Source organism: Acrocarpospora pleiomorpha, from assembly GCF_009687885.1.
In the GTDB taxonomy this organism is placed as follows: Bacteria; Actinomycetota; Actinomycetes; order Streptosporangiales; family Streptosporangiaceae; genus Acrocarpospora; species Acrocarpospora pleiomorpha.
In genome coordinates this window covers 1-26701 of the sequence record NZ_BLAF01000048.1, presented here as the reverse complement: position 1 = coordinate 26701, position 26701 = coordinate 1, and the positions used below count along the sequence as shown (strand labels likewise).

At 67.6% G+C, this 26701-nt stretch carries 27 protein-coding genes; 20 read left to right on the top strand and 7 right to left on the bottom strand.

The genetic code is table 11. The annotated features are described in order from the left end of the window. Positions 1-14: 14 nt before the first annotated feature. From Aple_RS34565 to Aple_RS34555, 3 genes are all read left to right on the top strand, one after another. The gene (locus tag Aple_RS34565; RefSeq protein WP_155348944.1) at positions 15-989 is read left to right on the top strand and encodes an ATP-binding cassette domain-containing protein; all 975 of its coding nucleotides are present in this window, start codon (positions 15-17) and stop codon (positions 987-989) included. Next, positions 986-1789 carry an ABC transporter permease gene (locus Aple_RS34560; protein WP_155348943.1) on the top strand — a complete coding sequence of 268 codons (804 nt, stop codon included), beginning with the start codon at positions 986-988 and terminating at the stop codon, positions 1787-1789. The genes Aple_RS34565 and Aple_RS34560 overlap by 4 nt, the downstream gene beginning before the upstream one ends. Positions 1790-1894: 105 nt before the next feature. Continuing rightward, positions 1895-2104, top strand: a complete 210-nt coding sequence (locus tag Aple_RS34555; protein WP_155348942.1) for a hypothetical protein — start codon at positions 1895-1897, stop codon at positions 2102-2104. On the opposite strand, the gene Aple_RS34550 is transcribed toward Aple_RS34555, so the two are convergent. Genes Aple_RS34550 through Aple_RS34540 form a run of 3 tightly spaced genes read right to left on the bottom strand, consistent with a single transcriptional unit; the run spans position 2101 to position 4411 of the window. Continuing rightward, the gene (locus tag Aple_RS34550) at positions 2101-2583 is read right to left on the bottom strand and encodes a nucleoside deaminase (RefSeq protein WP_155348941.1); all 483 of its coding nucleotides are present in this window, start codon (positions 2581-2583) and stop codon (positions 2101-2103) included. The two genes, Aple_RS34555 and Aple_RS34550, sit on opposite strands and share 4 nt — an antisense overlap. Before the next feature lie 5 nt (positions 2584-2588). Then, positions 2589-3263, bottom strand: a complete 675-nt coding sequence (locus Aple_RS34545) for a FadR/GntR family transcriptional regulator (protein ID WP_155348940.1) — start codon at positions 3261-3263, stop codon at positions 2589-2591. Then, positions 3260-4411, bottom strand: a complete 1152-nt coding sequence (locus Aple_RS34540; RefSeq protein WP_155348939.1) for a C45 family autoproteolytic acyltransferase/hydrolase — start codon at positions 4409-4411, stop codon at positions 3260-3262. Before Aple_RS34540 ends, Aple_RS34545 begins: the two co-directional genes overlap by 4 nt. A gap of 199 nt (positions 4412-4610) precedes the next feature. Here Aple_RS34540 and Aple_RS34535 point away from each other — a divergent pair, with 199 nt between their 5' ends. The 16 genes from Aple_RS34535 to Aple_RS34460 all read left to right on the top strand — a co-directional run bounded on the left by Aple_RS34535 (position 4611) and on the right by Aple_RS34460 (position 19689). Then, a complete protein-coding gene (locus Aple_RS34535) occupies positions 4611-5366 on the top strand; it encodes an SDR family NAD(P)-dependent oxidoreductase (protein ID WP_170321798.1) in 756 nt (251 codons plus the stop codon). 14 nt (positions 5367-5380) lie between these two features. Next, entirely contained in the window at positions 5381-5809 is a 429-nt protein-coding gene (locus tag Aple_RS34530; RefSeq protein WP_155348937.1) for a GlcG/HbpS family heme-binding protein, read from the top strand. Between the two features lie 18 nt (positions 5810-5827). Next, a complete protein-coding gene (locus Aple_RS34525) occupies positions 5828-6250 on the top strand; it encodes a DJ-1/PfpI family protein (protein WP_155348936.1) in 423 nt (140 codons plus the stop codon). Between the two features lie 4 nt (positions 6251-6254). After that, positions 6255-7295 carry a phosphotriesterase family protein gene (locus Aple_RS34520; RefSeq protein ID WP_155348935.1) on the top strand — a complete coding sequence of 347 codons (1041 nt, stop codon included), beginning with the start codon at positions 6255-6257 and terminating at the stop codon, positions 7293-7295. A 9-nt stretch (positions 7296-7304) separates the two neighbouring features. Continuing rightward, positions 7305-7970 (top strand): type 1 glutamine amidotransferase domain-containing protein, encoded by a 666-nt coding sequence (locus tag Aple_RS34515; protein WP_155348934.1) that lies wholly within the window; start codon positions 7305-7307, stop codon positions 7968-7970. A gap of 4 nt (positions 7971-7974) precedes the next feature. Then, positions 7975-8901, top strand: a complete 927-nt coding sequence (locus Aple_RS34510; RefSeq protein WP_155348933.1) for an amidohydrolase family protein — start codon at positions 7975-7977, stop codon at positions 8899-8901. Beyond that, positions 8901-9860: an acetylxylan esterase gene (locus Aple_RS34505; protein WP_155348932.1), complete on the top strand. Its 960-nt coding sequence runs from the start codon at positions 8901-8903 to the stop codon at positions 9858-9860. The genes Aple_RS34510 and Aple_RS34505 overlap by 1 nt, the downstream gene beginning before the upstream one ends. A gap of 149 nt (positions 9861-10009) precedes the next feature. Next, on the top strand, positions 10010-11017 hold the full coding sequence (locus Aple_RS34500) for an alcohol dehydrogenase catalytic domain-containing protein (RefSeq protein ID WP_155348931.1): 1008 nt from the start codon (positions 10010-10012) through the stop codon (positions 11015-11017). Between the two features lie 30 nt (positions 11018-11047). Next, entirely contained in the window at positions 11048-11824 is a 777-nt protein-coding gene (locus Aple_RS34495) for a class I fructose-bisphosphate aldolase (RefSeq protein WP_155348930.1), read from the top strand. 85 nt (positions 11825-11909) lie between these two features. Further along, positions 11910-12977 carry a zinc-dependent alcohol dehydrogenase gene (locus Aple_RS34490; protein WP_155348929.1) on the top strand — a complete coding sequence of 356 codons (1068 nt, stop codon included), beginning with the start codon at positions 11910-11912 and terminating at the stop codon, positions 12975-12977. A 16-nt stretch (positions 12978-12993) separates the two neighbouring features. After that, positions 12994-14562 carry a xylulokinase gene (locus Aple_RS34485; RefSeq protein WP_155348928.1) on the top strand — a complete coding sequence of 523 codons (1569 nt, stop codon included), beginning with the start codon at positions 12994-12996 and terminating at the stop codon, positions 14560-14562. Positions 14563-14656: 94 nt separating this feature from the next. Continuing rightward, entirely contained in the window at positions 14657-15949 is a 1293-nt protein-coding gene (locus Aple_RS34480; protein WP_155348927.1) for an extracellular solute-binding protein, read from the top strand. Then, complete coding sequence (locus Aple_RS34475) at positions 15946-16887, top strand: carbohydrate ABC transporter permease (protein WP_155348926.1); 942 nt, start codon at positions 15946-15948, stop codon at positions 16885-16887. The genes Aple_RS34480 and Aple_RS34475 overlap by 4 nt, the downstream gene beginning before the upstream one ends. Next, positions 16884-17699 (top strand): carbohydrate ABC transporter permease, encoded by an 816-nt coding sequence (locus Aple_RS34470; protein ID WP_155348925.1) that lies wholly within the window; start codon positions 16884-16886, stop codon positions 17697-17699. Before Aple_RS34475 ends, Aple_RS34470 begins: the two co-directional genes overlap by 4 nt. A gap of 21 nt (positions 17700-17720) precedes the next feature. Beyond that, entirely contained in the window at positions 17721-18827 is a 1107-nt protein-coding gene (locus tag Aple_RS34465) for a Gfo/Idh/MocA family protein (RefSeq protein WP_218038647.1), read from the top strand. 136 nt (positions 18828-18963) lie between these two features. After that, entirely contained in the window at positions 18964-19689 is a 726-nt protein-coding gene (locus Aple_RS34460; protein WP_170321797.1) for a FadR/GntR family transcriptional regulator, read from the top strand. On the opposite strand, the gene Aple_RS34455 is transcribed toward Aple_RS34460, so the two are convergent. The 4 genes from Aple_RS34455 to Aple_RS34440 all read right to left on the bottom strand — a co-directional run bounded on the left by Aple_RS34455 (position 19661) and on the right by Aple_RS34440 (position 25407). After that, positions 19661-21241: an MDR family MFS transporter gene (locus Aple_RS34455; RefSeq protein WP_155348923.1), complete on the bottom strand. Its 1581-nt coding sequence runs from the start codon at positions 21239-21241 to the stop codon at positions 19661-19663. The two genes, Aple_RS34460 and Aple_RS34455, sit on opposite strands and share 29 nt — an antisense overlap. After that, positions 21238-21843: a TetR/AcrR family transcriptional regulator gene (locus Aple_RS34450; protein ID WP_155348922.1), complete on the bottom strand. Its 606-nt coding sequence runs from the start codon at positions 21841-21843 to the stop codon at positions 21238-21240. The genes Aple_RS34455 and Aple_RS34450 overlap by 4 nt, the downstream gene beginning before the upstream one ends. A 348-nt stretch (positions 21844-22191) precedes the next feature. Beyond that, positions 22192-23940 carry an AMP-binding protein gene (locus Aple_RS34445; protein WP_246264981.1) on the bottom strand — a complete coding sequence of 583 codons (1749 nt, stop codon included), beginning with the start codon at positions 23938-23940 and terminating at the stop codon, positions 22192-22194. An 87-nt stretch (positions 23941-24027) separates the two neighbouring features. Continuing rightward, a complete protein-coding gene (locus Aple_RS34440; RefSeq protein ID WP_155348920.1) occupies positions 24028-25407 on the bottom strand; it encodes an aldehyde dehydrogenase family protein in 1380 nt (459 codons plus the stop codon). 263 nt (positions 25408-25670) lie between these two features. Here Aple_RS34440 and Aple_RS34435 point away from each other — a divergent pair. Next, positions 25671-26701 (top strand): pyridoxal phosphate-dependent aminotransferase (locus Aple_RS34435; RefSeq protein WP_218038646.1); only part of this gene is annotated, 1031 nt, incomplete at its 3' end.

Genomic DNA, 26701 nt, shown 5'->3' with positions numbered 1-26701 from the left:
GTAAGGAGCCCCCCATGAGCAACGCGATCACAGCCGAAGGACTGGTCAAGAGATACGGCGAGGTGACGGCCCTGGACGGGCTGAGCTTCTCCGTCCCGCACGGGACGGTGCTCGCCCTGCTCGGCCCGAACGGCGCCGGCAAAACCACGACGGTGCGGGTCCTGACCACGCTGCTGCGCCCCGACGGCGGCCGCGCCACCGTCGCCGGACACGACGTCGTCGGTGACGCCCGGCGGCTGCGCGCGCGCATCGGCCTGTCCGGCCAGTACGCCGCCGTCGACGAGCACCTCACCGGCGCCGAGAACCTGGAGATGGTCGGACGCCTGTACCACCTGGGCGCCAAACGCAGCAAGGCCCGCGCCCGCGAGCTGATCGAACGCTTCGACCTCACCGAGGCCGCCGACCGGCCCGTGAAGGGCTACTCCGGCGGCATGCGCCGCCGCATCGACCTCGCCGGCGCGCTGGTCGCCAACCCGCCGGTGCTGTTCCTGGACGAACCCACCACAGGTCTGGACCCCCGCGCCCGCGCCGCGCTGTGGGACACCCTCTCCGAACTCGTCGCGGGCGGCAGCACGCTGCTGCTGACCACCCAGTACATGGAGGAGGCCGACCACCTCGCCGACCAGATCCTGGTGGTCGACCACGGCCGCGCCATCGCCCGCGGCACCGCCGACGAGCTCAAGGACCAGGTCGGCGGCAACCGCATCGAACTGACCGTGGCCGACGCCGCCGATCTGGAGACCGCCCGCCAGACCCTCGCCCGGTTCCCTGTCGGCACCATCCGGACCGTGCCGGAATCGCTCCAGATCACCATTTCGGTCACCGACGGCGCCGAGTCGCTCCGCCTGGTCCTCGGCCGGCTGGCCGAAGCCGGAGTCCGGGTGCGGGATGCCGGGCTGCGGCGGCCCACCCTCGACGACGTCTACCTCACCCTGACCGGGCACCAGGCGTCCGGCACCGACCCGCAGGCCCAGGAGGTCACCCGATGAACGCGTTCACCATGCCCATCACCGACGGCTGGACCATCGCCAAGCGCAACACCCTGAAGATCAGGCGGTCACCGGACCTGCTCGGTAGCGTCATCATGCTCCCGATCGTGCTCGTGCTGCTGTTCGCCTACGTCTTCGGCAGCGTCATCAACATCCCGGGGATGTCGTACCGGGAGTTCCTGCTTCCCGGCATCTTCGTCCAAGCCGTGATCACGGGCGCGCAGATCACCGGCTACACGCTGACCCTCGACCTGCAGAAGGGCATCTTCGACCGGTTCCGCTCGCTGCCCATGGCCCCATCCGCGGTGCTGATCGGCCAGACCGTCAGCGACCTGCTGATGAACCTCGCCGGCCTGGTCGTCATGGCGGTGATGGGACTGATCGTCGGCTGGCGGGTGCACACCTCGCCGTTGGAGGCCGTCCTCGGCTTCGGGCTGCTGCTGCTGTTCGCCTACGCGTTCTCCTGGTTCACCGCCACCGTCGCGCTGGCCCTGCGCACCCCGGAAAGCTTCAACAACATCGCCACCATGGTCTCGCTCCCGCTGATGTTCATCTCCAACGCCTTCCTCGACAGCTCCCAGCTGCCCACGCCGCTCCGCGTCGTCGCCGAATGGAACCCCATCTCCACCTTCACCCAGGCCGCACGCGAACTCTTCGGCAACACCAGCCCAGCGATGAAGACCTCGGACGCCTGGCCCATCCAGCACGCCATCCCGGCGTCACTGCTCTGGATCGCCGTCATGCTGATCGTGTTCATCCCGCTGGCGACCCGCCTCTACAAGAAGGCGGTCAGCAGCTGACCGCCGGCACAACGCGAAGGCGCCCCCCACCCGGAGGGCGCCTTCGAGTTCCATTCTTTGGTACGGCATGCGATACCCCCAGCTCACACCGGGCAGGAATCAGCCATGACACATGGGCCTCGCCGCGGTGACCCGCACGGCCGCCCTATCTCATGGATCTTCGTCACCGTGGTCGTCGTCGTCTTCACCACGGGCGGAATCGCATTGATCATCACGAACTGGCCGCTGTTCTGGACCTGCTTCGTGCTGCTGATCCTGGCCGCCCCCATCGGCCGCGCGATCCACATCACCGACGACAGGATCGAACTGCGCTAAAGAGAGTGATACCGCCGGTGCAAGGCATGGATCTCTTCAGTGAGTTCGGGAACCGGCCCTTCCACCCGAATACCCGGCGCGACCTTCTGAATCGGCAACGCGCTGACCGGCGCCGGACCGACGCCGAGTTCGGCCAGCCATCCCACCAGCTGCGCCGAAGACGCCACATACACGATGCGGCCAAGGCCGACCCAAGCATGCGCAGCGGAGCACATCGGGCAGTGCTCGCCCGAGGTGTAGACGGTCGCGAGGGCACGTTCCTCATCTGTGAGGTGGGCCGCGGCCCAGCGGGCGAGCTGGAATTCGGGGTGCAGGGTCTGATCCCTGCCCGTGTTATCGCGATTGCGGTCCTCGGCGAGAGCGGTTCCGTCGGCGGCGGCCAGCACCGAACCGAACGGCTCGTCGCCCGCGTCGATCGCCTCGGCGGCGAGTTCCAGGCAGCGGCGCAGGTGGGTGAGATCAATCTCGCTGAAGGACATATGCGTCACCCCTCCGTCAGGCTGGTCGAGGTCGCGACGACGGCGGCGAGGTGGCGGCGCATGGCGAGGTCGGCCATCTCGGCGTCGCCGTCGCGGATGGCCTCGAAGATAGCCCGATGTTCGGCGCGCGCCTGGGCGGCACGCCCAGGAGAGGCGGAGACGGCCAGAGCCTGGTCCTGGAGCACGGCACGGAGATCCTCGACCAGGCGGGAGAAGAGCGGATTGCCGGTAGCCGAGGCGATGGCGATGTGGAAGAGCGCGTCGATCTTGATACGGTCGGCGGGATCGTCGCTCTTGTCGAACTCCTCGACCAGGGCGGCCAGACCGTCGATGTCCTCCTGGGTACGGCGCTCTGCGGCCAGCCGAGCGGCGGGAACCTCCAGATGGCGGCGGACCTCGTTCAGCTGCGCGGGCAGGTAACGCCCGATGAGCAGCTGGGACTGCACCCGGGTGGCGGCCACGAACGTGCCCTTCCCCGCGTACGACTTCGTGAGGCCGAGCGCGTTGAGACTGTGCAGCGCCTCCCGGATCACCGAGCGGCTGACACCGAAGGACGCGGCCAGGTCCGCCTCGGAGGGCAGCCTGTCGTCGACGGCGAAGTGGCGTGACTCGATGAGCTCGATGAGCTGGGAGCGCACGTGTTCGGCCGCGCTCTTGTGCTCGACCGGGACGACCTTCATTCCGGACGGTTCCTTTCGAAGGTGCCAAGCAGGGGGGGCTGGCGGTGGCTGACCGCGCCTTTGACCGTCTCCCACCGTGCCACGCAGGGACGTCCCGGGGCGAGATGCATGGTGCGATCCGTAACATCCATGATGACGCCCGCGATGGTGGCGGTGCGCTCGCGGGGGTGAAGTGCCTCGTTGGGGTGCTGGCAGACGCTGGACGGGTGGTCGACGTGGTCGGCGAGGACCTGCTTCATGTCATCGACGGTCAGCACGCCCGAGGAGCTGAGGCCGCTGGTGATGTTGCGCAGCCGGTCGAGGGTGTGCGGCTTGCGCTTGGCGTAGAGGTCCTCGCCGGTCAGATCCGTGGCGCGGAAGTGGTTGGCGTGCGTGATCTGACCGTTTCCTGGGGAAAGGCGGCGGACGCCGTCAGGGCGCGGCGCGGTTTCCAGGTCGACGGCGAAGCCGGTGTCGTCGGCGAGCAGGTAGTTGGCCGACAGCGCGCGTTCGGCGGAGGCGATGACCTCGGCCGCGTCCCGCGCCGACTCGCTGTCGAGCGCGGTCCGCAGCAACACGTGGTACGGCACGCCGATGCGCCCTTCGTCCCCATCGCTGACCAGCGTGTTGGTGCAGAGCCCGAGCCCGGCCTCGTTCATCCCGACCTTGGCCAGCAGCCCGGCCTCGACCAGGGTGACGAAGGAGGGCCCGTCGTCGCGGGTCACTTCGAGCACGGTCGCGGTCTCCTGAGCGTGCAGCAGCCAGTCCCAGTTCTGGGCGACGATCATCGTACCGGTGGTCGTGCGGTGCGGCAGTAACGCGAATGACGTGCACTCGTGCGGGATGCCGGTGTCCCCGGCGGCGAACATGATCTCGCTGCGGGTGTTGAGCGCGAGGATCTCCTCCAGGTCGACGCCCGCGCCGGCGGCGATGCCGCGCATCTCGGCGATCAGGGCCGGGGCGAAGTCGTCGATGGTCTGGGTGAAGCGGGCGGCGTGCCGCCGTACGGTGGCCCAGTCCCAGCCCGCGTAGTGCTGGAAGACGCGTTCGTAGGCCGCGATGGAGCGGTGGATTCGGTCGCGGGCCAGGGTGCCGTACTGCAAGCCGCGCTCGGCGGGAGGGCCGGCGACGCGGACGACGGGGAACGTGATGCCGCTCGTGCGGTGCATGAAAGAGGCCGCTCCCTCGGGTCACTTACCGTGGACATGCCCTGAAGGCAGGAGTCCAGGATGCCTGGCTGTCAGACATGTTGATTCTGGGACGAGCACTCTGAAAGTGTCAACTAGCGACATTTACGGGCAGAACACCCTTGCAAATGGCCGAGACGCAGGGTCATGATGTCAGGCAGTCCGACAGGTTGGAGTGATTGTGACATCCGTGCTGATCGCCGGCGGTGCCAGCGGCATCGGAGCCGCGACCGTGAGACGGCTGCGCGCGGCCGGCGCCGGGGTGCACGTGGCCGACATCGACGCCGCTGGAGCCGCCGCGGTCGTCAAAGAGGTCGTCAAAGCGGAGCATCCGGGCCTGGGCACGTCGTCGTACTGCGATCTGTCGACCCCGGAAGGGCCTGGCCAGGCGGTCGCCGACGCGCTGGCCGCGCACGGGCGGCTGGACGCGGTCGTGTTCTGCGCCGGGTTACTGGTGGAGACGGAGCTGGCCGATTTCACGGTGGCCGAGTGGGATCGCACGATGGCGCTCAACCTGCGCGCTCCGTTCCTGATGGCGCAGGCCGCCGCGCCCGCTCTGGTGGCTTCGCCGCATGGCCGGGTGGTGTTGACCGGGTCCACGGCGGCGTTTCGCGGTGGCGGCGGGTCGTTCGCGTACGCCGCCTCGAAGGGTGGGCTGGTGGCGCTGACCAGGTCGCTCGCGGTGGCGCTCGGCCCGGACGGGGTGACCGTCACGTGTGTGTGTCCCGGGTGGATCGACACGCCGTTCAATGATCCGTACTGGCAGCGGGTGGGCGGGCGTGACGGCGCCCAGCAGGCCCTGGAAGCCCGGATCCCGCTCGGGGGGCAGGGCGAACCCGACGATGTGGCCGCGGTGATCGAGTTTCTGGTGTCGCCCGGATCCCGTTACCTCACCGGACAGGCGGTCGTCGTCGACGGCGGCCTGCTCGCGTCCTGAATCCGGAGCGTTCGATGACCGACCTGCTGACCGAAGCCACCGTTTCCCTCGACCTGGCCCGGCGGATCGCCGCCGCGGCCGAGGCGGAGGCGCGGCGGCTGGACAAGGCGATGGGCGTCGCCGTGGTGGATCGCGGTGGCCAGATCATCGTGGCGAGCCGGATGGACGGCGCCAGCCCGGTCGCCCTGCAACTGGCGATCGACAAAGCTTTCACGGCCGCCGCGTTCAATGCCCCTACCGACGCGTGGGGCGAAGTCACCAAACCAGGCGCTGCCGACTGGGGACTCACGTCCGCGCTCGGCGGCCGGATCGTGATCTTGGCGGGTGGCCTGCCGATCCGCGTGGACGGGCAGCTGGTCGGCGCGCTGGGCGTCAGTGGCGCCGCCCCCTCAGTCGACCTCGCCTGCGCGCAAGCGGGACTAACCGCCCTAACACCCAAGTAACCCATCCAAGGAGAGTCCATGTCGCTGGCTCAGCGAAAGGTCGTCGTGCTCGCCTATCCGCGCTACCAGGAGCTCGACTTCTGGTACCCGGTGCTGCGCAGCCGCGAGGAGGGGGCGACCGTGCACATCGTCGGCGAAGCCACCGAAAGCATCCTCGGCTACCCGGTCATCCCCGACACCGAAACCGTGGATCCCGCCCAGATCGCCCTGATCATCGCTCCCGGCGTGGCCGCCGGGGAGAGCCCGCTCGCCTCGGCCGGGCAGGTCGCGCTGGTCTCCGCCGTGCACGCGGCGGGCGGCCTGGTCGCCGCGGTCGGCAACGGAGCCGAGGTGATCGACGCCGCCCTGCCGGACCAGAACGACCGGATCATCCTGGCTGATGGCACCGACGACCTGGCCCCCTTCTTCGGCACCATCCGCAGCACGCTGACACAGGAGTAGCCCCATGGAAGTCTTCAGGACCGTTCTCGGTGACGTCTCGCCGGAGAAGTCCGGCATCATCCTCACGCACGAACATCTGCTCTACGGATACCCGGGCGCCGAGCTCGACCACCGCACCGTGCTCGACTACGAGAACAATGTCGCCTTCATCGCCGGGCAGGTCAGCAAGGGCATGGCCGACCACGGCTACGGAACGCTGGTCGACATGACGCCGCCCGAGGTGGGGCGGCATCCGGAGTTGATGGCGGAGGTGGCGCGCCGTACCGGGCTGAACGTGATCGCGATCACGGGGTTCTTCCCGGAGCGCATGGGCGTGCCGTACTACTGGCGGCGGCAGACCGTGGCGGAGCTGACCGACTTCTTCGTCAAGGATCTGACCGAGGGCATGGTGTTCGCCTGGCAGCAGACGCCGTACAAGGCGGGGGCTATCAAGATCGCGACCGGGCAGGAGAGCGTGACGCCGATGCCCAGCCCGGTCGGGCCGAACGGGCGGCGCATTCACGAGGTCGAGGATCGGGTGATCCGGGCGGCCGGGCGGGCGTCGCGAATTGTCGGGTGTGCGGTGAACACGCACACCGACCCGATGGACTACCGGGTCACCAACCCGGGGATCGAGCAGCTCGACATCCTCGAGGAGGAGGGCGCCGATCCGGCGAAGGTGATCATTGGGCACGCGTTCGTGGAGCCCAACGACGATCAGCTGCGCGAGATCCTCAACCGGGGCGCGAACGTGCAGATCGACCACATCGGCATTCCGTGGCGGGTGGAGACGGCCGAGGAGCTGGACGAGCTGATGGCCAACGCGCTGGTCGGGCTGCTCGCGGATGGTTTCGGCGGCCAGATCGTGCTGTCCTACGACCGCTGGTTCTACAACCCGCGCTCCGACGTGACGGAGTCGGACCCGCAGCTCGCCAACGAGCGGGTCGACCTGGGTTACCTGTTCACCCATTTCATCCCGCGGCTCAAGGGCAAGGGCGTCACCGACGAGCAGATCCAGGCGATCCTCGTCGACAACCCGCGCCGCATTCTTTCGATCAAGGTCTGAGGAGCGAGAGTGCAGCTCACCGAGGCACGCGTCATCGTGCTCGTCGAGAATCTCTACCAGGAGCTGGAGCTCTGGTATCCGGTGCTCCGGTTCCGCGAGGAGGGCGCGGACGTGCGGGTGGTCGGCCCCTCCGTGGACGAGGTGTACGCCAGCAAGCTCGGCTATCCCGCCCGCGCCGATCTCACGGTGGCCGACGTCGATCTGGACTCGGTCGACGCGGTGATCATCCCGGGCGGGTTCTCGCCCGAGTATCTGCGCAGAAATCCGGACATGGTCAAGCTGGTACGGGACGCCGACGCGAAGGGGCTGCTGGTCGCGGCGATCTGCCACGCCGGGTGGCTGCTGGCGACGGCGGGCATCGTCAAGGACCGGGACGCGACCTGTGTGATCACCATCAAGGACGATGTGATCAACGCTGGGGCGCGGTATGTGGACGAACCCGTCGTCATCGATGGCAACCTGATCACGTCGCGGCTCCCCAACGACCTGCCGGAGTTCTGCGCGGCGATCAAGGGCGCGCTGCTGGCGCGGGATCCGGCCAAGGGCACCGCGCTGCCGGCGGCGGCGAACCCGCCCGCGTCCTCCCCCGCCTACAACGCGACCGCGATCCTGAAGAACCGCGCCGCGGGTCCCGGGTCGGCCAACTACCGCGCCTACGCGGTTCTCGAAAACTAACGATATGAAGGTCGACGTCCATCACCACGCGATATTTCCGAAATATCGTGATCGGCTGGCCGAGCTGGGGATCGGCGCGCAGCCCGGCATCGGGCTGCCCGAATGGTCGGCGCGGGACTCGCTGGCGATGATGGACCGGGTCGGCATCGACCTGGCGATCCTGTCGGCCGGCTCGCCGGGGTTCTTCTTCGGCGACGCCGGCCTGGCCAGGGAGTTGTGCCGCCAGACCAACGACGACCTGGCCGCGACGGTCGCCGAGCATCCCGGGCGGTTCCTGGCTTTCGTCGCGATGCCGCTCCCATCCGTCGAGGACGCGCTGGCGGAGCTGGATCGGGTCGGTTCCGGCAAGGCGTTCGCCGGGGTCGGTTTGCTGACGAACTACGCCGGTCGATACCTGGGCGATCCGGCCTTCGACCCACTGCTGGCCGAGCTCAACCGGCGGGCTTGCGTCGTGCACGTGCACCCGACCCTGCCCGTGCACTACCCCGCCGCCGAGATCGACCTGCGCCCTTCCCTGATCGAGTACGTCTTCGACAGCACGCGCGCCCTCGTCAACCTCATGCTCAATGGTGTCCCGGACAGGTTCCCGCAGATCCGCTGGATCTTCTCCCATTGCGGGGGCACCGCGCCGTTCCTGGCGGGACGCCTGGCCATCGCCGAACCCCTGCCGGAACTGACGAAGGTCGACGGCGTCTACCGGACAATGCGCTCGTTCTACTACGACTTCGCGCTGGCCACCACGCCGTACGCGCTGGGTTCTGTCGCCCTCCTGACCGGCGACGAACGCCTGCTGGTCGGCTCCGACTTCCCGTTCGTGGACGCCGGCACCGTGCACGCCTGCTTCGACGAGGCGACCGAGGTGCTCGGCCCGGCGTCGATGCAGGTCGTCGCCGTGGACAACCCCGCGCGCCTGTTCAAGGAGGTGATCTGATGTCCCAGTTCGATCTTCCGCTGGAGCAACTCAGGGCCTATCGCTATCCGTATCCGGAACCTTCGGATTTCGAGGAGTTCTGGGCGAAGACGCTGAAGGAGACCGGCAGCCTTAACCCGGTATTCACGCCATACGACGGCGAATTGCGCACCGTGGACGCCTTCGATGTGACATTCGCCGGGTACGGCGGCGACCCGATCAAGGGCTGGCTGCTCCTGCCGGGAAATCGCACCGGACCTGTGCCCACCGTTGTCGAATATCTCGGATATGGCAGCGGGCGCGGCATTCCGCTGGAGTCCCTGGCGTACGCCTCCGCCGGATACGGGCACTTCGTGATGGACACCCGGGGACAGGGCAGCAGCTGGCGCGCGGGCGACACCGGCGACCCGTCGGCGACCGGACCCGCCGTGCCCGGATATATGACCCGTGGCATCACTGATCCACACGATTACTACTACCGGCGCCTTTATGTCGACGCGATCCGCGCGGTCGACGCCGCCAAGGCCCACCCCGACGTGGACGGCACCTGCATAGCCGTCACCGGCCGCAGCCAGGGCGGCGCGTTGTCCCTGGTCACGGCAGGAATCCGGGACGACCTCTTGGGCGCCATCCCGCACGTCCCGTTCCTGAGCGCGTTCCGCCGCGGCACGGCCATCACCGACCGCGAGCCGTACGCCGAGATCGTCCGCTGGTGCTCCATCCACCGCACCAAACACGAGACCGCCTTCGCCACGCTCGACTACTTCGACGCCACCGCGTTCGCGGCCCGCGCGACCTGCCGGGGGTCGTTCTCGGTGGCCCTGATGGACGGGGTCTGCCCTCCTTCCACCGTGTACGCGGCCTACAACGCGTACGGCGGGGAGAAGGACATCACCGAGTGGCCGTACAACAACCACGAGGGCGGCGGACCGCAAGATCAGCTCCGCACGATCCACGTCCTGCGCCAGCTTTTTGGGTAAAAACTCTCAATCCTCGCTTAAAGCTGCTTAATACACCAAAACGTGACAAATAAGATACGAGCCAGAGCCTTGTCCAGCTCTGGGGGCTGAAGTCAGAATTCAAACTTGCCAGACAAGCAGACAGTCTGATTAGCAGAAAAGGAGTTGGAGTGAAGGCCGCACTGCTCTACGGGCACAACGACCTGCGCATCGAGGACGTGTCAGAGCCTCGCGCCGGGGCCGGCGAGGCGGTCGTCGCCATCCACGCCTCCGGCGTCTGCCCCAGCGACATCCGCAGCTACACCGGTTCCGGCGCGGCCAAACGAGCCCCCTGGACGCCCGGCCACGAGGTCGCCGGCGTGATCAGCGAGCTCGGCGACGGCCCGACCGGCGGCTTCGCCGAAGGAGACCGGGTGGTGCTCGACTGGCGCGGCGTCTGCGGGCGCTGCCACGAGTGCACCCGGGGCGCGGCCAACTTCTGCGAGAACCTGGTGAAGTTCCCCATCGCCGGGTTCGCCGAGGCGACCGTAATGCCGGTGACCCAGCTGCGGAAGGTGCCGGACGGCCTGAGCCTGGAGGCGGCCTCGTTCTGCGAGCCGCTGGCCTGCGTGGTCAACGCGCACCGCCAGCTGCCGATGCCGCTGACCTGCAACGTTCTCGTCGTCGGGGCAGGGCCGATCGGGCTGCTGCACACCCAGGTGGCGCGCTCCCGGGGAGCCCGGGTGATCGTCGCCGACCTGAAGCCCGAACGGCTGGAGACCGCCCGGAGCCTGGGCGCGCACGACACGATCGAGGGCTCCGGCCGGGAAGCCGTGCTCAGCCTCACCGAAGGGCGCGGCGCCGACGTGGTCATCGTCACCGTGGGCGCCCCCTCCGTGATCTCCGCCGCGTTCGAGCTGGTCGCCCGCAACGGCGCCGTCAACCTGTTCGCCGGAACCCACCCCAAGGGCGTCGTCGAACTCAACCCCGACGTCCCCCACTACGACCAGGTCGCCATTACCGGCAGCCACGACTTCATCCCGCACGACTTCGCCACCGCGCTCCGCCTCCTGGAGTTCGGCCTGGTCGACGTCGCTCCCCTGATCAGCCACCGCTTCTCGCTCGACTCGGTGGCCGACGCCTTCGAGACCACAAAGCAGCAGAAGGGTCTCAAATCCCTAGTCGTGTCCGAGCTCTGAGACCCCCGCTCTCCCCCACCTGAGGAAGTCATGACCCACACCAGCTGGCCGCGCCGCCGGATGCACCACGTCTTCGCCCCCGACGGCCGGGCCGTCATCGCCGCGATGGACGCCGGGATCAAGGGCGTCGCCCCCGGCCTGGAGAACGGCCGCGCCGCGGTCCGGCGCATCGTCGACGGCGGGGTGGACGCCATCCTGGCCACCATCGGCCTGGCTCGCGCCGCCGCCGACGAGCTCGGCGGCACCGGCCTCATCCTGGCCCTGGACAGCGAGATCCCCTCCGCCCAGTACGGCGTGAGCCAAGCCGTCCGCTGGGGCGCCGACGCCCTCGAACTCAAGGTCTTCCCCGGCAACCCGTCGGTCACCAAGCTCGGCGAACTCCGCGAACTCTGCGCCGAAGCGGATAAATACGGAATGCCGGTCATGGCGGAACCGATCCCGGTGTCGTTCAAGGACGTCGAAGCCCACACGCTGACCAACGTCGCCAACGGCGCGCGCCTGTCCGCCGAGGCGGGAGCCGACTTCGTCAAGGCGCAGTATGTCGGCACCGTGGACGAGTTCCGCAGCGTGGTCGAGGGCTGCCTGGTCCCGGTGCTCGCCCTGGGGGGTCCGATGAAGCCCACCCCGGTGCACGCTCTCCAGATGGCGGCCGACGCCGTCGAGGCCGGAGCGCGAGGCGTCGTCTACGGGCGCAACATCGTCGAGGCCGAACGCCCGGACCGCATGGTGGCCGCGCTCGTGGAGATCGTCCACGGCGGCGCGAGCGTCAAGTCCGCCGCCAAACACCTGAACCCGCCGCTCGGTTAATGAGAAACCCGTCCCACAGCCGCCGACCAGCCGACTCACCGCTGCGGCTGTCCAGATCACGACTTTCTCAGTAATAGGAGGGCCGATGTCCACCCAGCACGCCGCTGTCTTCTATGGAGGCAGGGATATTCGCGTCGAAACCCTGCCGATTCCCGAGCCGGGGGCCGGTGAGGTGCTGATCCGGGTCGGCGCGGCCGGGATCTGCGGGAGCGACGTGCTGGCCTTTCGCGGGCTCGGGCCGTGGCAGCACAGTGCGGACAAGCCTGGCCGGGACGGGCATGAGCTGGCCGGTGAAGTGGCCGCGCTCGGGGCCGGGGTGACCGGTTTGGCGGTCGGGCAGCGGGTGGCGGTCGAGCCGAAGCATTTGATTCATTGCGGGGTTTGTCCGGCGTGTGAGGCGGGGCGTACGCATCTGTGTCAGCGGCGGGGTTATGTCGGTGACACGCATGTGACCAGCGAAGGCTTCGCGGAGTACGACCTGTGTCCGGCCGAGCGTGCGCATCCGCTGCCTGATCATGTCTCGCTCGCGGCGGGGGCGATCCTGGACTGTTACGCGTGCGGCGTGCACACGTACAACCTGGTGGAGACCCCGCCGGGGAGCACGGCGGTGATTCTCGGCGCGGGCACGATGGGGCTCACCATGGGCCAAGTCGCGCGGTCACATGGGTTGAAAGTGCTGCTCACCGGGATGAGCCGGGAGTCGCTCGACCTGGCGATCAAGGCCGGGGCCGCCGACGAGGTGGTGCTGGTCGGGGCCGAGGACGTAGCCGGGGCGACGGCCGAGTTCACGCAAGGGCGTGGCGCCGATCTGGTCGTGGACGCGGTGGCCATTCCGGAGATCACCCTCCAGCAGTCGGTGGAGCTGGTCACACCCGGTGGGCAGGTCTGCGTGCTGGGCGTCTATCCGGTGCCGCCGCGACTGGAACCGCATCTGGCCTACGTCAAGGAGGTCTCGCTGCACTGGTCCAACAGCTACGGGACCTTCCGGGGCGTTTCGGAGTACGCGACCGCGCTCGACCTCGTGGCCTCCCGGACGGTCGCCGCCGACGCGCTCATCACGCATCGGTACCCGCTGGACCGGATCGTCGAGGGCTTCGTCGCCGCCGACGAGAAGGACCGCTCGCTCGCCATGAAAGTCCTCATCCAACCCTGACGGAGGTGATCCCGTTATGTCGTATCTACTCACCGTCGACCAAGGCTCCAGCGGGACCAAAGCCGCCGTCTTCGACGCCGATGGGCATTTGCTGCGACAAGCCGCCCGCCGGACCGTGATCGACCACCCTGACGTCGTCGCCGCCGAAGCCGATCCCGAGCGCTGGTGGCTGGCCCTGGTCGAGTGCGTACGCGAGGTGCTCAACGGCCCCATCCCCGCCGAACTGATCGGCGCGATGGCGGTCTGCGGCTTCATGCACACCCTGGTTCCCGTCGGCGAGAACGGCACGGTGACCGGCCCCGCCCTGCTCTGGCCCGACCAGCGCCCGATGGCCGACGGCTCCTGCGTCGAACGAATGCGCTGGTGGGTGGCGGAACACCCGGAAGCCGCCGCCAGAACCCGCTGGTACCTCCCCGTCAAAGACTTCCTCCGCTACCGCCTGACCGGACAGATCGCCACCGACCGCTACGACGCCGGCGGCACCGGCTTCACCGAGCCGAGATCACCTCGCACTGGCTTCACCGAGCCGAGATCACCTCGCACCAGCTCACAGCAGGCCTGGAGATCACCGAACTCGAACCAGGGCTTGGGCTCGAACCAGCCCTCACCCGCAAATGGGCATATTTCGCCCGACGCCAGGAATGCATCACACGAGCCGCACGCCTGGTCCTCCGCCGTGGCCGCATATGCCGAAATTTCGGTACAACAGCTGCCGCCGATTCATGAACCGCTTGACGTCGCGGGCGAGATCACCCCCAAAGCGGCCGCTCTGACCGGTCTGGCTGCCGGAACCCCGGTGGCTGTCGGCACCGGGGACTGGATGGCGACCCTTCTCGGCGCAGCCGCCGTACTCCCAGAAAGGGCTTGTGTCTATCTCGGCACAGCGGGAGCCATCGGCGGATTCGCCTCCGCGCAAACCGCCGCCAACCTCACAGAACCCCTCTGCTTCGCCGCCACCACCGCGACCGGCTCCGCCCTCACCTGGCTGGCCGACCTGGTCGGCGACGACGCCCCCAGCCTCGCCACCGCCGCCGAAAAGGTCCCCCCAGGCGCGCGCGGCGTGAAATTCCTCCCCCACCTGATGGGCGAACGCGGCGACGCCCCCCGCCCGTCGGCCCGAGGCTCCATCCTCGGGCTCACCCTCGCCCACACCCAGGCCGACCTGGCCAGATCCGTGCTGGAAGGCACGGCCATGTGGCTGCGTACCATCGCCGCGACCGAGCTCGACCGCCGTGACCCGGCCGCGCTCGTCGCCGTCGGCGGCGGAGCCCGGAGCGAGGTGTGGCTGCGGATCCTGGCCGCCGTGCTCCAGCGCGACCTGCTCGTGCCGGAGACCACCGAGGCAGGCCTGCTCGGTACGGCCATGATCGCGGCCACCGCGATCGACCCCAGCGGCGACGAGGGCGTGGCAGCCCTCATGGACCGATGGGTGCGAACCACCAGAACCGTGCCCGCCGAGCCGGATCTGGTGCGGAGGTACCAACCGCTCTACGAGGAGTTCCAGCTGGCCGAAGTCATGGCCAGAAACAACCTGGAACCCCACAAGTCGTCACGGCCGGTTCCCGGACGTGGACGTCCCCGGTAGCCCGGCCGCCAAGCCGTGCACCTAACCCAGACATCGCAAAGCGCGCGGGGGCGCTCATACACCGCTACCGAGAACGCCAGGCCAGGAGTTGAAGATGCAACACCGATGGAGAATTCTGACGGCGACGTCCGCCGCGGCGGGCCTGCTATTGCTGTCCGCCTGCGGGGAGGACGCCCCCGCCCCCGCGACCGGTGGCGAGGTCACCGGAGCCATCGACGTCTGGATGGGCGACCCGATCGGCGCCACCCAGCAGCCGGTGGTCATCCAGCTCGCCAAGGACTACGAGACCGCCTACCCGGGCACCAAGGTCAATCTGCGCTTCCTCGGCGCGGACGCGCACAAGACCTATCTGACCAGCATCGCGGGCGGCACGGTGCCGTGCGTGGCGCTGATCGGCAACACCTGGAGCCCGGAGTTCGCGGGTCTGCAGGCGCTGGAGCCGATCGCTCAGGATCCGGCGTCGATGCAGGGCACCTACACCCAGAGCATGATCGATTCGACCGTGCTCGACGGGGTTTCCTACGCGGTGCCGTACGACACCGGGGTGCGGGCCCTCATCTACCGCAAGGACCTCTTCGACGCGGCGGGGCTCGCGGCGCCGAAGACCTGGGATGAGGTGCTGACCGCGGCGACGACCGTGCAGAAGGCCAACGAGGGCGTCAACGGGTTCGGCATCGTCGGCGGGAACCAGTGGTACTGGCTGCCGATGATCTGGAACTGGGGCGGCGAGATCGCCGTCAACTCCGGCGGCGCCTGGACCGCGAAGGTCAACTCGCCGGAGGCCGTCGCGGCCTTCACCTTCTACTCCGAGCTGCTGACCAAGCACAAGCTGGCGCCGGCGGGCTCGGTGACCTGGCAGGGCGCCGACGCGGCCAAGGCGTTCGCGCTCGGCCAGGTGGGCATGATGGTGGGCGGCAGCTGGGACCTGAAGACGATCATCGCCCAGAACCCGGGCATGGAGGCGCAGCTCGCCACCGCGCCGATGCCCAGCGGCCCCGGCGGCAACAACGACACCTTCGCCGGGGGCAGCAACCTGGCCATCTTCAAGGGCTGCAAGAACAAGGCCACCGCGAAGAGCTTCGTGGACTTCATGATGAGGACCGACAACCTGGTCCCGGTCACCACCAAGATCGGCCTGCTGCCGGCCACCACGGACGCCCTGGAGAAGGAGCGCACCACCGGCTCGTTCTCCGCGCCGCTGCTCAAGGCCTACGCCGAGCAGGCGCCGAACACCCGGTCGATCCCGCCCGTTTCCACCTGGGGCAAGGTCGAGGGCACCGGCGCGATCGTGAACGCGATGCAGTCGATCATGAATGGTCAGAAGACGGCCGAGGCGGCCATGCAGGAGCTGGCCGGCCAGATTGACGCGGCGATCGGTCAGCAATGACCCTCACCGCACAGGAGAAGCGGGAGGCGAGCGCGCCCCAGCGCGCTCGTCCCCCCCGGTTTCGGCGGCTCAACGGGTATGGCCTGCCCAGCCTGCTACTCGCCCCACTGCTCGCGGTGGTGGTTGGGGTCGTCGGCTACCCGATCGTGCGAACCGTCTGGCTCTCCTTCCACGAGGGCGAGTATCTGATCTCGGGCCCGTTCAACGGCCTGGACAACTACACCGCGCTGTTCGCGGACCCGTACTTCGTGGCCGCGCTGATCCGCACCACGCTCTTCGCGGTGGTCTGCGTCTGCTGCACCCTGCTCATCAGCCTGGCGGTCGCGCTGGTGCTGGACGTGGGGACATGGCTGACCAGGATCGTGACGGTGATCGTGCTGCTGCCCTGGGCGATGCCCCGGGTCGCCTCCGGCATCGTCTGGAAGTGGATCTTCAACGATCAGTACGGCATCGCCAACTGGCTGCTGGTCAGCCTGGGTTTCGACCAGTTCCAGGGCTACGCCTGGTTCAACAGCGGGTTCAGCTCGCTGGTGGCGATCACCATCGCGGTGGTGTGGCATTCGGTGCCGTTCATCGCGATCTCGATGCTGGCGGGGTTGCGGGCCACGCGCGGTGAGGTGCTGGAGGCGGCCCGGGTGGACGGGGCGAACTTCATGCAGCTGCTGCTGCGGATCCGGCTGCCGATGATGAAGCCGCTGCTGACCATCCTCGGGGTGATGTCGACGATCTTCGCGTACCAGTCGTTCGACCACTTCCTGGTGATGACGACGCCGCCGGGCGGGCCGAGCCACAGCACCGAGGTGTTGTCGCTGCTGACCTGGTTGCAGGCGTTCACGGTGCTCGATCAGGGTGCGGCGGCCGCGATGGCGGTGGTCACCTTCGTGCTGCTTGCCGGGATCACGGCGGTTTACGTGCGGCTGTCGAAGGAGGACAAGTGACCAAACGTGTGCTCCTTTACGGCGCAGTGCTGGGCATTGTCGTGGTGAGCCTGTTCCCGTTCTTCTGGATGGTCGTCACGTCCCTCAAGCCGGACGCGGACATCTTCACGAAGACGCCGGAGTTCCTGCCGACTTCGCCGATCTTTGACCGGTATCTGCATCTGTTCGATGGGCCGGTGCCGCGGCAGTTCCTGAACTCGGTGCTGGTGGCCGGGGCGACGACGCTGATCACCGGGGTGATCGCGCTGCTGGCTGGGTACGCGCTGGCGCGGTACAAGATCCCGCTCAGGCGTTATCTGCTGATCGTGATCCTGTCGATCCAGATGTTGCCGCAGACCGTGCTGGTGATCCCGCTGTTCGTGGTGTTGCGCAACACCGACCTGCTGGGGACCTATCAGGGGCTGATCCTGTCCCATCTGGCGCTGACGGTGGGGCTCGCGACGTACATGCTGCGGAGTTTCTACCTGGACATCCCGGTTGAGCTGGAGGAGTCGGCGATGGTGGACGGCGCGAGCCGGTTGAAGGCCGTCCGGTTGGTGGTGTTCCCGCTGGTCTGGCCTGGTCTCGCCGCTAGTTCCATCTACGGATTTATCACCTCTTGGAATGAGCTGATGTTCTCGGCGACGTACATGCAGCAGTCGGAGCGGGAGACGCTGCCGGTCGCGTTGCAGCAGTACTTCTCCAGTTACTACTCGGACTGGGGTGGCGTGATGGCGGCGAGCGTGATCTTCACGATTCCGGTGGTGGTGTTCTTCCTGCTGGTCCAGAAGCGGCTGATGCAGGGCATGGTCGCGGGCGCCGTCAAGGGCTGACCCCGTTAGAGAGGATTCATTGTGTTGAAGCTTGGTGTGCTGGGCGTGGGCGCGATCGCCACGGTCGACTACGGGGTGCTGCCCAATCTGCACCACATCGCGGACAAAGTTGAGCTGGTGGCGCTGGCCGATCCGGTCGAGGAGCGGGTGATCGACGCGGCGAAGCGGTTCGGGGCGGCGGAGACGTACTCCTCGCTGGAGGAGATGCTCGACGGCGCGGACATTGACGCGGTGCTGAACCTGACGCCGATCCCGGCGCACGGGTCCACGTCGTTGCAGATCCTGCGGGCGGGCAAACACCTCGCGACGGAGAAGCCGCTGGCCACGACGATGGCCGACGCCGACGCGATCATCGAGGCGGCGCGGGAGGGCGGGCTGAAGGTCGTCTGCTCGCCGCCGAACATGCTCTACCCGACCAGGATCGAGGCTGCCCGGCTGATCCGCGAAGGCCGCATCGGGAAGGTGGCGTTCGCGAAGGTCCGCGCCTCGCACGGCGGCCCGGCGTCGATGATGAACTGGCCGACCGACCCGACCTGGTTCTACCAGGAGGGCTCGGGGCCGCTCTTCGACGTCGGCGTGTACGGCATCACGGAGGTGCTCGGCCTGCTCGGCCCGGCCAAGCGGGTGAGCGCGTTCTCGGGCATCACCGAACCGACGCGGGTGGTGCGTTCCGGGCCTTTCGCGGGCAAGGAGATCACCGTCACCACCGACGACAACACGCTGATCATGCTCGACTTCGGGGGCGGGACGTTCGCGGTGGTGGACGGGACGTTCAACGTGAACGCCGCGAAGGGGCCCCGGCTGGAGGTGTTCGGGCGGGCGGGCACGCTCAACCTGCCCAACAACATCAACCAGAACGGCGGGCGGACCATCGACCTGTTCCTGCTGGACGCGGTCGGCGGGCTGAGCGGGTGGATCGATGTGGATCTCGCGCACCTGGAGCCCGCGCAGCAGCGGGTGGACAAGCTGCGGCGGGCGCTGCTGGTCGATCACCTCGCCGATCTGGTGGCGGGCACGGCGACCGAGGTGATGGGCGCCGACGTGGCCAGGCACGCGCTGGAAATCATGCTCAAGGCGCACGAGTCCGCACGAACCGGACGGGCGATCGAGCTGGAATCCAGCTTCTGATACTCGGAGCCGCCGGAGGGCAATGTGGCCTACCGGCGGCTTCGGCATGCTCGGCCCGGTTCCCCGTGGGAAAGACTATTCTTACCGGATCATCACACCGAGCGTGCGGGCCGATGCCCCCCGGAGGTCCTGAGATATGGGCTCATTGCGTCCGCCGAAGACGGCCATGCTGGTGGCCCAGCGCATCGTCGCGGACATCAACCGCCGGGGGAACACCGTCGGTGACCGGTTACCGCCGGAGAAGGTGATGCTCGACACGTACGAGGTGGGTCGGGGGACTTTGCGCGAATCCCTCCGCTTCCTGGAACTCCAGGGGGTGCTCTCGCTCAAGCCGGGCCCCGGCGGTGGTCCGGTCGTTCAGCAGCCCGACGCGACCAGCCTGGCCACCACGCTCACCCTGCTGCTCCAGTTCGAGCACGCGCCGTTCCGCACGATCACCCAGGCCCGCTCCAGCCTGGAACCGATGATCGCGCACCTGGCCGCCGAGCGGCTGAGCGCGGAGCAGCTCGCCGGGCTCAAGTCCAGTGTCGACACCATGCGCGATCACCTGGACGACCAGAACGTCTTCCTGGCCGAGAACAAACGTTTCCACGAACTGATCGCGCGTGGCTCCGGCAACGCGATGTTCCACTACCTGATCGACGCCCTGCTCCAGATCCTGGACAACTCCGGCCATCCCGAGGTACGGCGTTCCGCCGTCCACCAGGCCCACACCCGCATCTACCAGGCCCTGGCCGACCGCTCCCCCGAAGCCGCCGCCACCGCGATGGCCGACCACATCAACGACTACATCCGCGAGGCCGAACACAAGAACCCCGAAGCCCTGGCCGCCCCTATCGTGTGGGGTCCCCCTCGTGGATGAGCTGACCCTCGGCGAGCGAGTCAGCCCGCTCGATCGTGGTCGACAGGGGTTTCTCGACGACGAAGCACAGGACGATCGTGGAGAGGAGGGCGAGCGGGGCCATGACCAGGAAGATCGGGAGTAGGGCCTCGTTGTAGGACTTGATGATCGGGGTCCGGAGCGCGGCGGGGAGCGAGTTCACCAGGGCGGGGGTGAAGGAGTTCGAACCGGACGCGGTGCCGCTGCTCGCCGGTAATCTCTCGGCGAGGAACGAGGTCAGGCGGGACGCGAACACCGCGCCGACGACCGCGGAACCGAGCGTGGCGCCGGTCTGGCGGAAGTAGTTGGTGGCCGCGGTAGCCGTGCCCACCTGGGTGATGGGGAACGAATTCTGCACGATCAGGACCAGGATCTGCATTGTCATGCCGACGCCGATGCCCAGAATGCCCAGGTAGAGGCAGGCGATCGGGGTGGGGGTGCTGACTTCGAGCGTCGACAGCAGGGCGAGGCCGGCGCCCATGACGAGGGAGCCGATGATCGGGGACAGCTTGTACTTCCCGGTGCGGGAGACGATCTGGCCTGAGGTGATCGACGCCAGCAGCAGGCCGCCCATCATCGGGATCATCAGGAGGCCGGCGTGCGTGGCATTGGCGCCCGTCACCATCTGCAGGTAGGTGGGCATGTATCCGATGGACCCGAACATGATCACGCCGGTGAACAGGGCCCCGATGGTCGCCAGGTTGAAGTTGCGGTCCTTGAACAAGGTCAGCGGGATGACGGGTTCTTTCGCCCGGGACTGTACGAACACGAACAAGACGGCGACGGCGACCGTGAAGACGCTCAGTCCGATGATCTCGGGGGAACTCCAGTCGTACTCGGAGCCGCCCCAGGTGCCGACCAGCACCAGGGCGGTCGTCGCGGCGGCGATCAGCGCCATGCCCAGGTAGTCGATCCGCGGCCGTTCAGCGCCCGTACGCCGGGGAATGCGCAGGAAGAGCATCGCCGCGACGATGGCCAGCGCCCCGAGCGGGATGTTGATCCAGAACGCCCACCGCCAGCCGGGACCCTCGGTGAACCAGCCGCCGAGGAGCGGCCCGGCCACGGACGCGAAGGCGAAGACGGCGCCCATGACGCCCATGTACTTGCCCCGATCGCGGGCCGGGACGACGTCGGCGATGGCCGCCTGGGAGAGGATGATCAGCCCGCCGCCGCCGAGGCCCTGGAGGACGCGGCCCACGATCAGCCACTCGATCGTGCCCGCCAGGCCGCCGGTCACGGATCCGGCCACGAACGCGACGATCGCCGCGATCAGGACGGGCCGCCGGCCGATCAGGTCGCTGATCTTTCCGTAGACGGGCATCATGATCGTGGACGCCAGGATGTATGCGGTGATGACCCAGGTCATGTGGTCGACGCCGTGGAGTTCGCCGACGATGGTCGGCAGGGCGGTCGACAGGACCGTCTGGTTCAGCGACGCTAACAGCATCGTCACCATCAGGCCGGCGAACAGCAGGGTGAGGCTGCGGGTTCGGCTCGGTTGTGGGGGCGCCTCCGTGGGGGCGGACAGGGTCATGAAATGTCCTCCAGGACCTTTTTGAATGTGGCGATCGCCGACTCGATGGCGGCGGTTTGGTCGGGTTCGACGCTGCCTGGGTCGCGTGCGTAGACGAATCGCAGGACGGTGCCGGCGAGCATCAGCAGGGCACGTGTGGACTCGCGTGCGGCCGCTCCCGAGGCCGACAGTTTGTCGTCGAGGATCGTCTCGACCAGGCGTTCGGCCGCGGAGACGTGGTGCGCCAGCCGTTCGCGGAGCTCGGGGAAGCGGTGGGTCAGGGCCGCGCGCTCCCGGTAGGACGAGCTGTCCGCGATCGTCGACCGGAGAATCGCCACGATCAGGCGGATGGTGCGCGTGAACTGGTCGTCTTCATCGCCGTCGAGGAACTGGTTCAGGGCGTCCTCAGGGACGGTGGGGGTACGGGTGCCCAGGACGGCGTCCTCTTTGGTGGCGAAGTAGTTGAAGAAGGTGCGTCTTGATACGCCCGCGCGGTCGGCGATCGCTTCGACGGTCACTGCCGAAAGGCCGTGTTCCATCACCAACTCGACTGCTGCCCTGTTCAGCTCCTTGATCGTCCTGATCCGGTGACGCTCTCTGAGCCCGGGTGCTGATGCGTGCATGCATGCACTCTATGCATTAGTGCAAGTTTGCCCAAGTGCAAGATCTATCTGAGGTGGGGTTTGGGTGGTTTGTCTGCATATGGGCGGTGCGTCGGCGCTCGATCATGCGCACGAGGCGGTCGGGTGGCGTTTCTGCACTTACGCGGCACGCCAGCGCTCGATCATGCCCGCAGCGCCTCGCGGTCGGGTGGCGTGTCCCACGACTACCCATTTGTCCCGCAACCACGGCGGCAACGGGATCGGGCGGAGCCCGAGGGGAAAACAATGGGCTGGGCGGGTGGGAGAACCACGGTCCTGCGACTACCCATTCGTCCGGCAACCATAGCGACCTCGGCTCGCGCTCGTATGTCAGCTCGGCGAGGTGCGGTCCTGGGTGTCGGGGGTGACTCCGGCCGCTCGGAGGGTGTTGCGTTGCACGCGCTGGGAGGGTGTTTTTGGGAGGTCCGCGACGAATCGGAGGTAGCGTGGGACGGCGAAGTCGGGGATGCGGGTGTCGCACCATTCCCAGACTTCTTCGGGGGTGACCTCCTCCCGCACGATCAGGTAGGCCATCACCTCGTCTTCGCCCGTTTCGCCGGGTACGGCGATCACGCAGCACTCCTCGACGGCCGGGTGTGCCAGGATCGCCAGTTCTACCTGGAATGAGCTGATGTTCTCGCCGCTTCGGCGCAGTTTGTCCTTGATCCGGTCGACGAAGTAGAACCAGCCGTCCGCGTCCCGGCGCAGCATGTCGCCGGTGTGGAACCAGAGGTTGCGCCAGGCTTCTACGGTGATGTCGGGCATGTTGTAGTAGCCGGTACTGCAGATGAACGGGACCTTCGGCCGGACGATCAGCTCACCGGTCACGCCGACGGGAACCTCCTCGTCGGTGTCTGGGTCGACCAAGGCCACGTCGAACCATTCGTCCGCTTGCAGGCCGACCGCGCCCGGCGGGCGGTCCTCCCCGTATGGCGTCATGATCGGGGCTGTAATCTCGGTCAGGCCGAAAACGTCGACGAACGCTTCGATGCCGTACCGCTCGCGCATGGGTTCCTGGATCGACAGGGGGCCGCCTGCGGCGAAGACGCAGCGCAGGGGGTTGTCGGCGTCGTCCGGGCGTGGGGGTTGCCGCCAGATGCCGTCCATCATCGCGCCGGCGAAGGTGGTGACCGTCACGCGGCTCTCTCGAATCTGGTCGATCCAGTCAGGCGCGCTGAAACCGCTGCGCAGGACGAATCTGGCACCCGCTACCAGGGTCGGGTAGGCCGCCATCAGCTGGGCGTTTCCATAGAAGAGCGGAGTGACCGCCATCCAGGCGTCCTGGGGGGTCAATCGGGTGAGGGAGACGCAGAGGTCGGCGAAGAAGTACATCTGGGCGTGTGGCATGGCCACACCTTTGGACAGGCCGGTCGTGCCGGAGGTGAACAGGACCGAGGCCAGGTCGCGCGGGTTGACCACCGGCAAGTCGGAGGGACTCGACGGTGGAGTCTCGGGGATCTCCCCCGTGGGCTGGGGGATCTTCCCCATGACCTCGGGAATTTCCCCAACAGCCTCAGGGATCTTCCCCATGGCCTCGGGGGTCTCCCCCATGGATGCATCGTTCTCCAGGTCCTCCCAGGGCACGGCCTCCCAGCCCGCGCTGCACAGGACCTCGATAGCATGATCGCGGCTACCGGTATCGATCACCCAGAACTTCTCGATGTCCGTGGACGCTGTGGCTATTCGGACAAATCGTTCAGCGTAGATGTCGTCGACCACGGCGTACTTAGCCCGGATCGTCCGTATCTGGTGGGCGAGAAACTCCTCCTCGTACGCGGTGTTGACCGGCACCTCCACCAGTCCGCCCATCCCGCAACCCAGCCAGGTCCGTACAAATCTGGAAGAGTTCCCCGCCACGACGACAACCCGGTCGCCCGGCACAGCCCCGGCCGCGAGCAGGGCGCGCGCCACCGTCTCGGCGGCGGCCAGCATCTGCCCGAACGTCCAGGTCCGACCCTCTTCTGGCACGTCGAGCCACACCGCGTCCGGCCGATGCTCCGCCTGATACCGCAAAACAGCCGGAAGCGCCCAATCCCCCCGGTCACCGAAGGTCGGCCGCAGGTCACGGTAGTGCCTCACAAGCTCGCCCTTTCGCTCCGACCAGGCTTCCGATGATTCCGGAACTGCCCGCCCAGCCGTGGGCGCAACGCTCATAAGACAGATTACTCACCGACCAGAAAGAGCAATCGACCTACTCTCCAGATATATGCCGAAATCCTTCCTGAAACCGCCGAATGCCTGCGGCCGTCCGTTCAAGCTCACCATTTCGCTCCGAACCCGCCGCGCGACCCCCAGTGCGCGCCCCTCATCCGCACTCCACACCGACGCCGACCGCCGCGAACCATTCGCGATCGCCACAGCCTGATCCTCGCTGTCGTACGCGATGACCTCGAGCACCGGCCCGAAGACCTCCTCCCGGGCCAGCCCAGGGGGAACATCGGCCAGCAGCGTCGGAGCCACGAACCACCCCGGCAGTGTCGGCAGCGAACCGCCGGTCACCACCCGCGCACCCGCGTCCGCGCCCTGCTCGACGTAGCTCCGCACCTGATCCCGGTGCCGCTTGCTGACCATCGGCCCGATCGTGGTCGCCGGATCCATCGGATCACCCACCCGCTGCCCGCGCAGCGCCTCCGCCAGCGCCTCCACCAGGGCGTCCTCCCGCGCCCTGGGCACCAGCAGCCGCGTCTGCGCGATACACGCCGGCCCGTTGTCCAGCAACGCCACCGGCAGCAGCGCGGAAACCACCTGATCGATATCCGCGTCATCGAGAATGATCGCCGCCGACGTCCCGCTCAGTTGCAGCGTCAGCCGCGCGATCCGGTCCGCGCAGGCAGCCATCACCTCACACGCGGCCGCGTCACTCCCCACAAAGGCGACCTTGTCCACCTGCGGATGTTCGACCAGGTGCGCGCCCGCGCTTTGATCCCCGGGCAGCACACTGAGCACACCCTCCGGCAAGCCCGCCTCAGTCAGCGCTTCGGCCAGGTGGTAGGCGATGAGCGGCGTCTCCGGCGGCGGCTTCAGCACAACCGAACAGCCCGCCGCGAGGGCGGGAGCGACCTTCAGAGCGGGCATGCTGAGTGGCCCGTTCCAGGGCGTGATCGCCGCCACCACCCCGACCGGCTCCCGCGTGACCAAACTGGTGCGAACGCCATCGGTACGCCGCTCGTCGTACGGGAAGTTCTCCGCCACATCCGCGTAATACCGCAGATGCCTGATCGCATCGGGCACGTGCACCCGATCGCTGAACCCGATCGGGCAACCAAGCTCGGAGGTGACCAACCGGGCGATCTCCGACGCCCGTTTCTCCAGCAGGTCGGCGGCGGTCCGCAGCACCCGCGCCCGCTGCTCCGGACCGGCATCGGCCCAGGTCCTGGACTCGAAACCGGCCCGCGCCGCCGCCACCGCGTCGTCGATGTCGGCCAGCGAGGCCAGCGCCGCCCGGCCCACCCGCGTCCCCGTCGCCGGATTGCGCACCTCGATCAGCCGCGAACCCGTCCCCGTGACCCAACGTCCCCCGATGAACACTTCCGAACGCTCCGTCACACGGGCCCCTCTATTTCATGATAATCAATAGGAACCTAGCCACCATCGGAATACCGGTCAAGAACGCCTCCGTACCCCGTTTGAACTCTGGTGCGGCGTGGCGCGTACTCCTCAGTGCATCACCGGAACGGGTCAAGGGACCCGCCCTGAGGAGGTGGAGCAAGTTGAGCGGATCCGTCGATCTGGCGTTGTGGCGAAATGGCGCACACAGCCCGTCATACTTCGCACTGAAGCGCGGTTCATCCGGCCATCGGCGTGATCTGGTGGATTTCTGCATCCCGTGCAACCCGTACTTCCCGACCAAGGACATGTTCGAGGGCTTGAGCCGGAACCTGGTCGACGTGCTCAAGTACTACCCGAGCGACTCCGACACGATCACCAAGGAGCTCTGCTCGACGCTCGGCCTCAACCCTGCCACGGTCGCCATGGGCAACGGCTCCACCGAGTTGATCACCTGGATCGACCACCTGATGGTCCGCGAAAGCCTCGCCATCCCCGTCCCCACCTTCGGCCGCTGGACCGACCAGCCCCTGGAAACCGGCAAACGGGTCGACATGTACCCACTCCTGGAGACCCAGGGCTTCCGGCTGGACGTCGAGTCGTATATCCGTTTCGTACGGGATCGCGGGTCGAAGGTGGCCGTCATCTGCAACCCCAACAACCCCGACGGCGGCTACCTGGCCCGGCACGAGGTCATCCGCATGCTCGACCGCCTCACCGACCTCGACCTGGTCATCGTGGACGAATCCTTCATCGAGTTCGTTGACGCCGAACCCTACGCCAGCGTCGCCGACCAGGCCGCCATCCGCCCCAACGTGATCGTCCTCAAGAGCCTCGGCAAGAACTTCGGCCTCCACGGCATCCGCTTCGGCTACCTAATCTCAAACCCCGCCATAGCCGGAAAAATCCGTAAATCCGTGCCGAAATGGAACCTGAACTCGTTCGCCGAAGTCATCGTCTTCATGCTCAAAGAGCACATGCAGGAGTACCAGCACAGCCTCCGCCTGCTCGCCCACGACCGCGAAACCATGATCCGCCAACTCCGCTCCCTGACCGACCTCACCGTCTTCCCCTCCCAAGGCAACTTCGTCCTGGTCAAACTCCCCCCCGGCAAGGACGGCCGCGACCTCCGCGACTACCTCATGTCCGAACACAGCGTCTTCGTCAGAGAATGCGGCAACAAACTAGGCACCACCAGCCAATTCCTCCGCCTGGTAGTCCGCCCCCACGCCGACGTCCAACGCCTCCTCATCGGCCTCTACACCTACCTCTGCGCCCCCGCCCACCCCCAAGC